We start from the raw sequence: 13,255 nt of genomic DNA, 5'->3' as shown, positions 1-13,255 counted from the left end.
CCATCTTCTGCATGTCGATCAAAGCTCGGCGCCACTTCTGGACATCCAATATTTCTCGAAATAGCTCATGTCCGGCAGACGCGCCTGGTCCCGTGGAAGAGCGATTCGGCCCTCATGAAAATGGCTCTTTCGGGTTGGCTTCGTCAGGCGAGGCCCGGCACGGTAGCGAAAAATCCCTCTCCGGTCGAAATCCCGGAAGATGATGCTTGATAGTTCTCCTCCGGTCACACTGTCGTCGACCGCGAGCATCGTTCTCGCCACGTCACGGTAGTCCAGGAAATCCGGGGCGAGAGCCCACAGCGTCTCGGCGAGATAGGTACCCACGATATCGCGCGCGTCGAGCAGCGCGTCGACGAAACCTTCTGGATTGCGAGCGAAATCGCGGTCGAAGACTTCCTGGACCGGCAGCTCGGCAGCTGGGTCGATCTCGGCGAGGTCGGCAAGATTTTCGGCCTCCGGCGAGATCAGCCCTCGAGCCACCAAGCTCTCGTGGAAGACATCGACCAGAATGTCGAAGACGGCGCCCGTGAGAGGTTGTGACAGGGCATGCTCGTCGGTCCAGCCGTCCGCAAAATCGGCCATCGTCAGTTTGTTGTTGGCCTCGCGTATCTGGCGGTGCGGCGAAAATTCCGAGAAGCGAGAGAGTTGGTTGGCGATGTAGAGATTCCCGCGCGTCTCCGTCAGAACATTTTCGATCACGGAGGGAAAATGCATGGCCGCGATCAACGAAACGCAGTCGGAAAAGGCCTCCTGAAAGCCCAGATATTCGGGGAGCTCAGCTCCCGGCTTCGGCATACCGAGGACGCTGTAGACGAATGCATGGCCAACCTCGTGCGCGATAATATCGAAGTCGAGGCTGAAGGGGAGCGCGCGTCCGTCTTTCAGGAATTGGCTGCCGAGCTCGAGGAAGCCATAACCGTATTGGGCGTTATCCCAACCCGGCAGGATCGAGATTTCCAGACGGTCGTAGTGATCGCGGAAATGCCAGGTGAGCGGCTGGCCGATGTAACGCTCCCAAACGTCGAGCGTGAAGCGCACGCAACCGAACGCGTGCGCTGCTTCGAAGCCGGGCGTCGAGGGCTGATAGTGATCGAAATTGCCGTCCTCGTCGGGAACGGCCGGATCGAGGATCGCTCGCGTCCAGGGCGGCAGGGAGATGAAGGGCGTGCCCAACGGGCCGTGGTTGACGCCATAGGGCCGCGTCTTGTCGACCGGCTCGACGACATACATACGATCGTCGGACGGGCCAGGTCCGACGCTGCCTGGCGGGGAAGAAACCGAAATGATCTCAGGGCTTGACGCAGGGTCTTCGAACGGAGGCTGAACGAACAACCTGAACCGGGTACCCATTCCCCACCTCTCGGTTATATTAGTAACATAACATAATATCCGTGGGATGGCGAGGGCGTTGGTTTGTCGGGTAAATCTTCCTGAAGGCCGGTTCTTGATTGTCGGCAATAAAATTGTCTCAAGAACAATGCGTATCGCTACTGCAGCAGCTGGAGCAACTTCTGGTAGCGAGGATGACTGCGAACAGAGGCGAAATCGGAATCGTTCTTGAACCAGAGTCTCATCTCGGCGCCAGCCTGCGGCAGCCACGCTTCCAAAAGGTCGATCGAGCGTTCGAACTCCCCCAGCAACGCATAGGTACAAGCGGCGTTGTATTGGACGTTGATATCGCTAGGGTCGATCGCCAGAGACCGGTCAAGCCACTTCGCCGCCCTATCGCGTTCACCAAGGAAGGCCAGCACGATAGCCCCCAGGCAGGCACAATTGGCGTTCTCCGGATGCAGACGGAGTTCCTCTTCAGCTCTCTCCAATGCGATCCGCGCATAAAGCTCCGCGTCGTTCTGTTGGCCGAGAGTGCGGAAGACGTTCACCAGCATGACCGGTGCGCCGTAGTCGGCCGGCTTGATTTCCATCGCGCGCATGAAGTACGTCGCGGCGAACTCGAACTGGCCGCCGGTTACGCAGAACTCGGCATAGTAGCGATTGGCCTCGTGGCAATTGGGGTCGAGCGTAAGAGCCTGTTCGAACGCCGCCGCGGCCTCGGAACGGCGGTCGGCGAGGGACAGGGCAAAGCCCCTGGCTGAATGCGCCTCGGCCAAATTCGCGCCCAGGGCCAGGGCCTTGTCGGCGGTCGCGAGAATGTCGTCCACTTGGATCGGTGAGCCGTAGATCGACTGAAGGCGTACGTCGCAGACCGCCAAGCCTGCATAGGCGCGGGCATATCCCGGATCGAGCTCGATGGCCCTGATATAACTTTGTCTGGCCATCAGGTGATTGGCTCTGGTCGCGATGTGGCTGTAATCGCGCCCTCGAAGATAATGCGTATAGGCTTCCACATTGTCCGTCGGCGCCTGCTCGATAGCTTTCCTCTCCTCGGGCAGGAGTGTGACCCTGAGCTGCGCCACGACCGCCTTGGCGATTTCGTCCTGCACGGCGAAGATGTCGGTGAGGTCGCGGTCGTAGCGGGCAGCCCAGACGTGTCCGTCCGTGGCGCCCTCGATCAGCTCGGCATTGATCCTGACCCGGTTTCCCGCCTTGCGGACGCTGCCCTCGCCAATGTAGCCGACGCCAAGCTCCCTGGCGATGCGTTCCATCTTCTCGGTCCTGCCTTTGAAGGCGAAGACCGTATTGCGGCTGAGCACGAACAGGCCGGAGACGTTCGAGAGGTCGGTTATGATATCTTCAGTGATGCCATCGCTGAAATACTGCTGGTCGGGATCATTGCTCAGATTGGCGAAGGGCAGGATCGCCACCGACGGCTTGTCGGACCGCACCAGCGTCGGGACGCTCCTGGCCGCAACATGCGTCTCGACATGCGGGACGCCCTGGTCCCAGTTGGCGAAATAGACATGCACCGGCTGGGCAATGTTCTTGACGGTCCTGGTGCCCTGATCGGCGAAGTCGACGCCCAGCCTGTTGCCGACCGCATGGCGCACCGCTTCCGAGCAGGCGATGCCACCGGGTATCGCGAGGCCCTGCAGCCGCACCGCAAGATTGACGCCGTCGCCTTGGAAATCATCACCGTCGACGATGATGTCGCCAAGGTTGATGCCCATGCGAAACTTGAAATGCCGGTCCTCGGGGATGCCGGCATTCCGCTCGGACATGCCGCGCTGGATCTCGACCGCGCAGCGCGCCGCATTGATTACGCTGCCGAACTCGACCAGGAAGCCGTCACCCATCACCTTGAAGATGCGCCCACCGTGCTTGGTGACGGTCGGATCGAAGAACTCCCGTCGATGCTGCCGAAGGAGATTGAGCGTGTGCTCTTCGTCGACCTCCATAAGACGGCTATAGCCGACCACATCCGCGGCCAGGATCGCCGCCAGCCGCCGCTCAACATGCTCCTCGGACATGTCGTCTCCTGAAATCGCAGACAATTGTTCTGCCTGATTTAGTTCTAGCTGATTTACCTGCTCGGCGCCAACGCCGCTGGAATGGTCGCTCGCGACGGTCCCGATACGGTTGCCAACCCAGGTGGGCGCAGCACTAGTCGCAACCTAAGCGATCCGGCCGTGCGGTCGACGTGAATAGGAATCGGCACCGAGCCGACCAGGCAGGCGCTCGCTTTCTGCAACCAGTTCCAGATCGACTTCAGGGCCACCCGCGAGATGGTCGAGAAGGTCGACGCGCACGGCCTGTTTTCGCCGCGCCAGAGCAAGGTGACGCTGGAAGGCGGCGAGGTGCTCAACCTCACCGATTTCCAGGTGATCGACGAGCCGGCCTTCAACAAATTGAGCGACGAGGCGTTTCTGGACCTGCGCAAATCCGGCGCGCTCGGCCTGCTCTACTGCCACCTCGCTTCGACCAACAGCTGGACCTCGCTGGTGCATCAGGCGTCGCTGCGGAAATCGGACGGTGTGAAGAGCGGCTGAAATATGGAAAAGGTTGCGCCGACGCTTCCCGGCGCAACCTTTCATGCAATGCGTTCCGACTGACAGATGGGCTAGGCAGCCGCCCTTCTGTCGTGCCGACCTTCCCTGATTTCCTCGGTGAGCTTGTCGCAGAAAGCGTCGAGGTCGCCGGGGTTACGGCTGGTGACAAGCCCCTGGTCGGTGACGACCTTGCTGTCTTCCCAGATACCGCCTGCATTGATCATATCGGTCTTGATCGACTTGTACGACGTGACCCGGCGGCCCGGCGGCCGTTGGCGCTTCTGCCGGAGCCTAAAGCGCGTCGCGTTTGAACGGATTCAGGCGACGCAGCTTTAGATCTTTGTTTTTATGCATGTCGTTCTCCCAAAACCGGGGCCACTTTTGGGCGACATGCATTAGCCGGCAGGGCGCGCGTCCAAAGGGATTAGTCCGGCGCGAAATCCGCCCCAGTCCAAACGTGGCACGGTTCTTGCTTCTGCTGTTTCAGATATGCCGGGCGCAAAGACGCTGTTCCACATCGACACCGGCGTGTGAGGTTAGGACAATGATGTCGCGTAACCTGCTGTTTGGCGTTGCCGTCGTGTTCTTGGCCACGGCCGTAGGGGTAGCGCTGTTGTTGTCCGTGACCTCAAGGGGATTTCTCACCGCGACCCAAAACGATGCGGTCTTTTGTTCAAGCGGTCTATTAGCGAAGACCGTATCGGCGTCGGCGTCGCGGACTTTGCCGCCATGTCCGCCGGGCGTCACAAGGTCATAAGGAGCGCCTCGATGGCCGCGAAACTGAGGATATGGTCGCGCATAGCATTCCTGAAAGATGCGGAGGCGGCCGGTACATCGGTGGTGGGCGGAAAGGGCGTGGTAGCGCAGTTGGCACTAGCCTTTCGCGAATTCGTTGCACCGCGCTACCGGCCAGAGCTCCACTATATGCGCGGCCCCGGGCCGGCGTCTGCGCACCGCGTCAGCTCGCTGAAGGCCGGTCTTCATCCCTCCTGATCTCTTGCCGTGTCGCATGGCGCAGCAACTCTGCGCCTCAAGTATCGCGTACCGCGCACCACGTCTTCCGGCTCGGCGCCCAGGCCCTCTGCTCAACCAAATCCGGTCCTGGCGGTCCGGTATGTTTCCCATTCTCCTACTCCCCGCGCGACTACGGTCCTTGGCTGCTGTTCGCGCTCAGCCGCAATCGTGCCGGCGCCATTTCTTAGGCCGTCGGGACCTCGGCCTTGTTGGATCGGCGGACTGGCCTCCATCGCATCGCGATTGCCGCGAGGGGGACCCGGGGAGAAACCGGTGCCGGAGCTTTTTTGAGCGGGGGAGCTCCCGAACGACGCGCCAGGGTGCTAAAACGACCGCCGCATAGCGCCGCACCGAGCGCGGTTGCCCCGGCCAACAAAGGTAACACTGTCGTCGGACAGCGTGGAGACAGGCGCGGGCAGGGCCGTCGGCCATAACCGAGCTGGCAGCGCTTCGCCTTGCTCGGCCAGGGCGGGCTTGGGATGCGTTCACCCTGATCGTCACGGCAACGCACATCGTCGGTTCTGCGCGCCGAGGAGCGGTCCGGCGCCGCCGCGCGGCACCGATCCATGAGGCAGGGCCCCGCCCACAGACTCCGAGTTGCACACCGCTGCCGACGGTCGGCTTGCCGGCCCGTGCAGACAGCGGGGCGAGCTTGGCGGCTGGCTGGAGCTTTGCACACCGGCGCAACCATTTGCGTCATCGCACCAAACCTCCGCGACAGCGCCCGCCGGTACCGGGCGATCAGCGGCCCGCGCACCTTGCACAGGGCTGTTCTATGGCTCCCTAGGCGAATTCGTCTACCCCGCCTCGCATTCCGGCAGCCGCACAGGTTTGGCGAGATTTGCCAGCGCCTCGGGCTTGGCGCAAAGCGGGAAGCCGGCGAGCGGCATTGTCTCGATGAAACGAGCGCGCTCCGTCTTGCTCAAGCTGAATTCATTGACCATACCCTCGACGGTCAAATCCGAGTAGTGCTTGAGAGTTTCCCTAACCGAAGCATTCGCCTCATCGATTCGACCCAGTGCCGCCCGGGAGCTGCTACGCATCACCCATTCCCATTTGCTGTAGTTATCGGGCGTCTTGCGTTCCAGCATCTTCAAGGCGTCCTCATAGCGGCCAGCCATAAAATAGGCAGTGGAGTAGAAACCAGTTGCCCACATCGGGTAATTCGGGTCGAGCCGTATAACTTGGTCGACCAACTGAGCGCCGCGTTCGGGTTCGTCGAAGCCTGACGCAAAGCCGGAATAGAATGTCAGGATTTCGGCCGAACCGGGAGCGAGGCGGAGGGCCGTGTCCAGCTCGACCTTGGCGCGGGCGTTGTCGCCCTTGTCTTTGAGGCTCATGCCAAAAACGGCGTGCGCCTCGGCGTCGCTCGGATCGAGCCGCACCGCGCGTTCGGCCACATCGGCAGCCGCCTTGATCTCGCTCTCGGAATTGATACCGAAGCCAGCCAATATGTTATGAGCATGATAGAGTTCCACCCAGGCGCGGGCGAACTCCGGGTCCAGCTTGACAGCGAGGTTGAGCAGCCTAATGGCCTCCTCCTCATCCGCTACGGTAATCTTTTCAATCCTTTCAGTTCCGAGCAGATAGTAATCATAGACAGTCAAGTTGTCCGGCCGTTTACGCTTCGCTGCAGCCCGCCCCGCTCCCTGAATCAGTCCCACGCCGTTGCCGAGACGGTTGGTGACCTGCTCGGCGATCTCGGTTTGAACGGCGAACACGTCTTCAGCAGGCCGGTCCCATCGCTCCGACCACAGATGGTTGCCGGTTTTTGCATCGATCAACTGCGCGGTGATCCGCAGCCGACCGCCCTGGCGCTGGATCGAGCCTTCCAGCACATAGCCGACGTCGAGCGCACTCGCGACCTGGCGGACATCCACCGACTTGCCTTTGTACGCTTGCGTCGAATTGCGTGCCACGACGTCGAGTTCGGGGAACTGCGCGAGATCGGTGATGATGTCCTCGGTGAGGCCATCGGCCAGACGCCCGGTGGCGTCGTCGCCGCCAAAGTTGTTGAAGGGCAGCACTGCGACCGACGGCTTGGAACCCAGAGCAGCTGAATGAAAGAACCACCATGTCCCGCCGCCGCCCAGCAGAGCAAATAGCACGATGGCCGCCGCCGTCCCAACCCAGCGCGGCATCGCCTTACGCACGGTCCAGCGCGGCCGCTTGCCATCGAGCCTTAGCCGGTACATCCGCACCGGACGACTGATATTCTTTACTTGTTGCTCGCCAGCGAAATCGAGGGACCAATCAAGCTTGCCTTGCAGATGGTCAAAGGCTGTGCCCGACACGATCACGCCGCCAGCATCAGCTAGTTGCTGCAATCGCGCCGCGACATTGACGCCATCGCCATAGACATCGTTGTCAACCAGCGCAACGTCGCCCAAATTGACCCCGATGCGGAACACGATGCGCTCAGGCTCGGGCAGACCTTCATTGCGCGCGGCCGCCGCGCTTTGGATTTCCGCTGCGCAGGCGACTGCGTCGACCACGCTGTCGAAGGCGACAAGCGCGCCATCGCCCATCAGCTTGATGAGGCGCCCATGGTGCTGGGAGATGGCGGGGTCGAACAGCTCGGCACGAACGGATTTTAATCGCTCAATGGTGCCGGCCTCATCGGCCTCCATCGCCTTTGAGTAGCCGACCATATCGGCCGCCAGGATCGCCAGCAGCTTCCGGTCGAGCGCGGGGACTTTCACGATCGTACCCTTGCAGGAAAACACAGTATGCTGGAAACCCTACACCTATCGGGGTGCCATGGCGAGCACACCGCCAAATCGGCATGTCTGCTGTTGGCCCAAAGTAACGAGGTGAGGCATGTCGCAAATTGGATGCCCTAGGCATCCTTCTTTGGTCACCTTGTCCGCAGAATTGACGCTCTTACGGTTGGGCCCGGCTGCTTCTCTTTTGACCAGTAGAAGCGGCCGCCCAGGCGGGTGGACGCCCTCCCGACCTGGGCGCGCCCTCAGTCCCGGTAACGGCGGTCCTACGCTGTGGGGTAGTTTAATGCGCGCGCGATTTAGCCGGATTTGTTCGGTCTCGTTGGCCAAAAACTTGCTCGACGTCGGTCGGTCGTGGCACCCACTGGCGCGCGGGGTCTTTTTGGCTGTCAAGGACCGGGGATAGGCTGATCGCGCTCGCCCACGGCTTTGCGGGCGAGCAAATAGTACAGTTCCATCTCACCCTTCCCCTTGACATGAACTCGGGCGCGTCTCTCAAACACGTACTCGTCAGCCAGAATCTGCATAGCTGTCTCGGTCACCTGAATCCGGCCGGCACTACCAAGTGACTCCATCCGAGATGCGGTATTCACGGTATCTCCCCATACATCGTAAAATAGCTTCTGTGTCCCGATCACTCCTGCGACTGCCGGCCCTATGTGGATTCCTATCCGAATGGCTATTTCCTCTCCTATCTCTTCCGAGAGGTCGCGGGTCGCGTCCAGCATGTCGAGTGCCAACTCGGCTACCCGTCGAGCGTACCCTTGATGGCGGTCAGGCATGCCACCCGCCACCATGTAGGCGTCTCCAACCGTTTTGATCTTCTCCAAGCAATGGATCGCTGCCAAGCGGTCAAATCTGGTAAAGACTCGATTGAGGAACCGCACAACCTCTACCGCGGGTAACTTGCTAGCGCGAGGCGTAAAATTGACTACGTCGGCAAAAAGAATAGCTACCTCGTCGAAGTGATCAGCGATAGTTTCTTCCGGTTTTTCTTTCAATCTTGCAGCAATCGATGCAGGCATGAGATTAAGCAAGAGGTGTTCTGACCGCTCATATTCACGCTCAAGCGCCGCTTCAGCGCGGTCACCTACATAGAGAGCATAGTAGATCGACCAAAATAATAATATAGATGAGCCAAATAAACAATACTGTAGATTTAGTTCGGCAAAATCTCTTGGGACAGGCTCGAACGAGGAGCTTGGAAACGTGAATTCCACTATATAGAATCCGAAAAGCGCCCAGAACAAAAGTAATATTGCGATCAACATTCGCTTGGATCCGAGAGAAATCGATACCGCGGGGGCCGCTAATAAGAAATAATGACTACCAAGCGAAGAGCCAGCGATGTATCCTTGAACAACAAAACCGATCCAAGATACGCCAACAAAATATGTTGTCGCTACAACTTCGCCAAACCGATTTGACAGCGGAGTAAGTGCCCACATGAACAGGATAAATGACGCCCATAAAATCAAGGCGTGATGTTTAGCGAATCCAAGGCGAAACAAAGACTGTCCTATCACGAATATTGTACTTAGCACTACCAGCGTGACGAATACGTTGAGGGCCCTAAGGTGGCGACTGGATACTGGATCTTTGCCGGTAGTTCCGAACGCGATCATATTTTGTAATGGGCCGGCAAGTCTGGCAAAAATCGTTCGGAGCAGTTTCGATAATTGCAGCGTCGCAATAAGTATGACGTTCGGGCGTGCCATACGAGTTCCCCGCCTGACCATAGAAGTCCGAGCATAGTGGCATGCGCCTGAGCAAGCTACTCAAGAACACCATCACCACCGACGGTCCAGTGGATCCGAGCTGGGCGACTCCTCCCCTCCCGGCTACATTGATTTTCGTCCGCTCCTGCTTCTCGCGATTAGAATTAAGGTTTGCTCGCACCGGTCGGACCACCCTCTGCCCGGGCCAGCCTCGATCTAGCAGTCCCCCGGCTCACCACGCCAAAACAGCGGCCCAGCGCCCTTCGGCTCCCCCAGCGCTCCCCGGCACGGCCCGGGACCAGTGCCGGACCGAGGCTCGGCAGGGCATTCGAGGCCGAGACCCTAACTCTGGTTGGAGTATGCCGGCTTTGTTTGGGCGTCGTCACCAAAATGCGGCCCGGCGTACGACCGCGCAGGGAAGACAACAGAGCGGCGCGAAGACAAGCCGTCCATCGGATGCTATTATGCCGCCGTGTATCGGTCCGGCACCCGGTGCGCTGTCCTCGTTGCGGAGCTAAATCCGGCAAGAGTCTGCCAGTGATACTCGGCGAGTCGGACCCGCTGGCCCGAGAACGACGCGTTCCCCTCCTTTCAGTATGTGCTAATGTTGCTTTTTTCACGTGGCCACAGGCGCAGCTGAGGCCCGAACTATGGTGAGCATCATGATCGGCAAGAGCCTCTTCTGGTCGGCCGCACCTTTGTTTGCCGCCGTCCTGACTGTGTCGGCGCACGCCGCAGACAAAGTGGTCAACGTTTACAACTGGTCGGACTATTTCGAGCCGTCGGTTATCGACGAGTTCACCAAGGAGACCGGCATAAAGGTTGTATACGACGTCTTTGACTCCAACGAAATGCTAGAGACCAAGCTGCTCGCCGGCGGTTCCGGCTACGACGTGGTCGTGCCGAGCGCGAGTTTCCTCGCCCGCCAGATCCAGGCGGGCGTCTTCCAGAAGCTCGACAAGTCGAAGCTGCCCAACATCTCCAATATGTGGGACGTCATCCAGCAACGCACCGCCAAGTACGACCCGGGCAACCAGTATTCGGTCAACTACATGTGGGGCACCGTCGGCCTCGGCTACAACACCAAGAAGGTGCAGGATGCGTTGGGCGTCGACAAGCTCGACAGCTGGAGCTTCTTCTTCAATCCCGAAATGCTGAATAAGCTGGCCGCTTGCGGGGTCTACGTGATCGATTCGCCGGCAGAGATGCTGCCAATCACGCTGAATTATCTTGGATTGAATCCCGAGAGCACCTTGCCCGAAGACTTCGGCAAGGCCGAAGAGGCGTGGATGCGTATCCGCCCTGACCTCCGCAAGATCGAGTCATCGGAGTACATCAGCGCTCTGGCCGACGGCGACATCTGTCTGGCGATCGGCTGGTCGGGCGACGTTCTACAGGCGCGCGGCCGTGCGACTCAGGCCTCTCATGGCGTCACGATCGCATACACAATCCCGAAGGAAGGCACAGTTATGCAGTTTGATCAGCTGGCGATCCCCGCCGATGCGCCACACGTCGAAGAAGCGGATGCCTTCATCAACTATCTCATGAGGCCGGACGTCGCAGCCAAGAATACGAATTATGTATTCTATCCGAATGGCAACAAGGCCTCGCAACAATTCGTTGAGAAGAGCATTCTCGACGATCGGTCTATCTATCCTGACGAGGGAACGTTGAACAAACTCTTTACGATCTTTCCGTACGACACGAAAACACAGCGCTTGGCCACACGCACTTGGACGAAGATCGTCACGGGTCAGTAAATCGGTCGTTGTCGACAAACCGCCCGGTTGTTTTGGCGGGTCATCCGTCATCCGTAATGCCTGCCTTCCGCAGTCCGTCGAGCCAGTGCTCCACGTCCTGCGGTCGGCGATATGGAGAGCTGCGCTTGTAGTCATCCAGAGTGAACTCAGGCTTCCGCTCAAGGCACCTGCCCCAAGCCAATCTTGCTTCATCGGCGCGTCCGAGTTGGCCTAAGCAAGCAGCCAAATTGGCGAACCCCCGATTATAGTTATTGTTGTCCCAGCGGCGGAATGACTCCAGGGATGCCTCATACTCGCCAAGCAGATAGTAAACGAATGCGAGCAACTCGTGGACCTCGCGATGTTCGAGCGGACTCAATCGTCTGAGCCGCTCGCCGATCTCGCGGGCCTTCGTGAGTTGACCACTCCAAAGGCAGATGTACCCGACCCAGATGAGTACGCTCGGGTTTGTCGGGGCCATCGCGAGCGCGCGTTGCCAATGAGTCTCGGCAGCCTCGAACTCCCCTTTCAATCCATGCAGAGCGGCGACGACAGCCTCCGCAAATCCGCTGGCGTCGCCGAGTTCGATAGCCCGCAAGGCCGACTGCATGGCCAACGCCTTCATGTCTCCGTCAGCTCTGAAAACGGAGAGGGTCGCGTAGGCGTCCGCGAGCGATGCATGCGTCCGCGCCGAATCTGGCTCCAAGCCGAGAGCCATCGTGAAGAACTCGACCCCAGCGGCGGCGTCCTTCTCCGTGAATCGGTTCATCGCTTCGATCCCACGCAAGAATGCGTCATAGGCACCAAGGCTCGTCTTGATTTGCCTGGTTCTGGCGATCTCCGCAGCCCCCACCTTTCCGACCAGCGCCCAGGCAATCCTCTCTGTCAGCTCGTCTTGAACGGCGAAGAGGTCTTCGAGATCTCTATCGTATCTTTCGGCCCAGACATGATTGCCGGTTGGCGCTTCTATCAGCTGCGCCGTGATCCTGACTCGCGATCCAGCCTTTCGCACGCTGCCCTCGACGACGTACCGTACCCCAAGCTTCCTTCCGACATCGGTAATGTTTGCCGCTTGGCCCTTGAAAACGAACGAGGAATTGCGCGCGATGACGAACAGGCTCTGACTGCGGCTGAGCTCGGTTATGAGGTCTTCGGCCAAACCATCCGAGAAATATTCCTGCCCAGGGTCTGCCGACATATTTGTGAAGGGAAGCACCGCCACGGATGGCTTGAACGGAGGCGCCAAGTCCTGCGCCGAAGAGACGGGCGGAGGGAGATCGGAACCCGATTCTCCCATTTGGACCCGGTAGGCACGCACGGGCCCCGCAATGTTCTTCATCACGTGCTCGCCCAAGTCGACGAGCGTATAGGGGACCTTTCCCCTGACCTGATCATAGACACTGCGGCCAATAACGACGCCCCCGGCCTGGCTGAGCTTCTCCAACCTGGCAGCGACGTTCACGCTGTCACCGTAAATGGTAGTCTCATCGGCGATCACCTCGCCGGCGTTGATACCCATTCTGAAGGCCATGCGCTGGTCTTGGGGGAGATTGATGTCGCGTGCGGTGATGTGTTCTTGGGTTTCGACCGCGCACTGCAGCGCGTCGACAGCACTTGGGAACTCGACCAGCAGGCTGTCGCCTGCCGTGCCGACCAGCCGACCCCGGAATTGCGCAATCTTCGGATCGATGACTTCGGCCCGCAGCGTCTTCAAATGGATAAGCGTCCCGGCCTCGTCAGCTCCCATCAGACGCGAATAGCCGGCTACGTCCGCAGCCAACACCGCCACAAGCTTCCGTTCCGGCCGGTCCACGAGGCCTCCTGGATTACGCGACGACGCGTGAGGTTCCTTGGAAAGTAGCACTCGCGTTCATCAGTAACTAGCGGGTTGGAAGAGAACACACCTCGCGCGGCCGTGAGTCGAAGTTCGCATTCGGCGGGCGGCACGCTGTTCGGCTCCCCCGCCCGCTCCCCGGCGCCAGATAGCAAAAAGGCCCGGTTACCCGGGCCCTTTATGCTTTTCAAATCTAAAGAAGATTTGGAGCGGGTGAAGCGATTCGAACGCTCGACCCCAACCTTGGCAAAGTCAATTTCTGACCGCGCTGCACTATCCGAATCTCCGCTATTCTGCGATAAGTCATTCATTCATATCTGCATTTCACATTTTGACTTTCGCA

At 59.5% G+C, this 13,255-nt stretch carries 8 protein-coding genes and 1 pseudogene; 3 read left to right on the top strand and 6 right to left on the bottom strand.

The annotated features are described in order from the left end of the window. Nucleotides 1–18 precede the first annotated feature (18 nt). Both FCU66_RS16165 and FCU66_RS16160 read right to left on the bottom strand, forming a co-directional pair. Nucleotides 19–1,350 (bottom strand): gluzincin family metallopeptidase, encoded by a 1,332-nt coding sequence (locus FCU66_RS16165; protein WP_136616199.1) that lies wholly within the window; start codon nucleotides 1,348–1,350, stop codon nucleotides 19–21. Nucleotides 1,351–1,487: 137 nt separating this feature from the next. After that, on the bottom strand, nucleotides 1,488–3,365 hold the full coding sequence (locus FCU66_RS16160; protein WP_136616182.1) for an adenylate/guanylate cyclase domain-containing protein: 1,878 nt from the start codon (nucleotides 3,363–3,365) through the stop codon (nucleotides 1,488–1,490). A gap of 174 nt (nucleotides 3,366–3,539) precedes the next feature. On the opposite strand from FCU66_RS16160, the gene FCU66_RS16155 reads away from it, so the two are divergent. Then, on the top strand, nucleotides 3,540–3,884 hold the full coding sequence (locus FCU66_RS16155; RefSeq protein WP_342778170.1) for a SapC family protein: 345 nt from the start codon (nucleotides 3,540–3,542) through the stop codon (nucleotides 3,882–3,884). A gap of 71 nt (nucleotides 3,885–3,955) precedes the next feature. Here the strand turns inward: FCU66_RS16155 and FCU66_RS16150 are convergent. After that, nucleotides 3,956–4,147, bottom strand: a pseudogene (locus tag FCU66_RS16150) (DJ-1/PfpI family protein); the annotation flags it as partial. A gap of 505 nt (nucleotides 4,148–4,652) precedes the next feature. Here FCU66_RS16150 and FCU66_RS16145 point away from each other — a divergent pair. Then, nucleotides 4,653–4,877, top strand: coding sequence for a hypothetical protein (locus FCU66_RS16145; RefSeq protein ID WP_136616181.1), 225 nt, complete (start codon nucleotides 4,653–4,655; stop codon nucleotides 4,875–4,877). Nucleotides 4,878–5,695: 818 nt separating this feature from the next. On the opposite strand, the gene FCU66_RS16140 is transcribed toward FCU66_RS16145, so the two are convergent. Both FCU66_RS16140 and FCU66_RS16135 read right to left on the bottom strand, forming a co-directional pair. Further along, nucleotides 5,696–7,600, bottom strand: a complete 1,905-nt coding sequence (locus tag FCU66_RS16140; protein ID WP_136616180.1) for an adenylate/guanylate cyclase domain-containing protein — start codon at nucleotides 7,598–7,600, stop codon at nucleotides 5,696–5,698. Nucleotides 7,601–8,010: 410 nt separating this feature from the next. Continuing rightward, the gene (locus tag FCU66_RS16135) at nucleotides 8,011–9,339 is read right to left on the bottom strand and encodes an adenylate/guanylate cyclase domain-containing protein (RefSeq protein ID WP_168991725.1); all 1,329 of its coding nucleotides are present in this window, start codon (nucleotides 9,337–9,339) and stop codon (nucleotides 8,011–8,013) included. 662 nt (nucleotides 9,340–10,001) lie between these two features. On the opposite strand from FCU66_RS16135, the gene FCU66_RS16130 reads away from it, so the two are divergent. Further along, entirely contained in the window at nucleotides 10,002–11,099 is a 1,098-nt protein-coding gene (locus FCU66_RS16130) for a polyamine ABC transporter substrate-binding protein (protein ID WP_136616178.1), read from the top strand. A gap of 40 nt (nucleotides 11,100–11,139) precedes the next feature. Here the strand turns inward: FCU66_RS16130 and FCU66_RS16125 are convergent, their stop codons facing one another. Next, entirely contained in the window at nucleotides 11,140–12,891 is a 1,752-nt protein-coding gene (locus FCU66_RS16125; protein WP_168991724.1) for an adenylate/guanylate cyclase domain-containing protein, read from the bottom strand. Between the last annotated feature and the right edge of the window lie 364 nt (nucleotides 12,892–13,255).

The organism is Mesorhizobium norvegicum (assembly GCF_004919685.1).
GTDB classification, from domain to species: Bacteria; Pseudomonadota; Alphaproteobacteria; order Rhizobiales; family Rhizobiaceae; genus Mesorhizobium; species Mesorhizobium norvegicum.
Note: the sequence above shows the minus strand (reverse complement) of the source record. Positions and strands in the feature narration are given on the sequence as shown.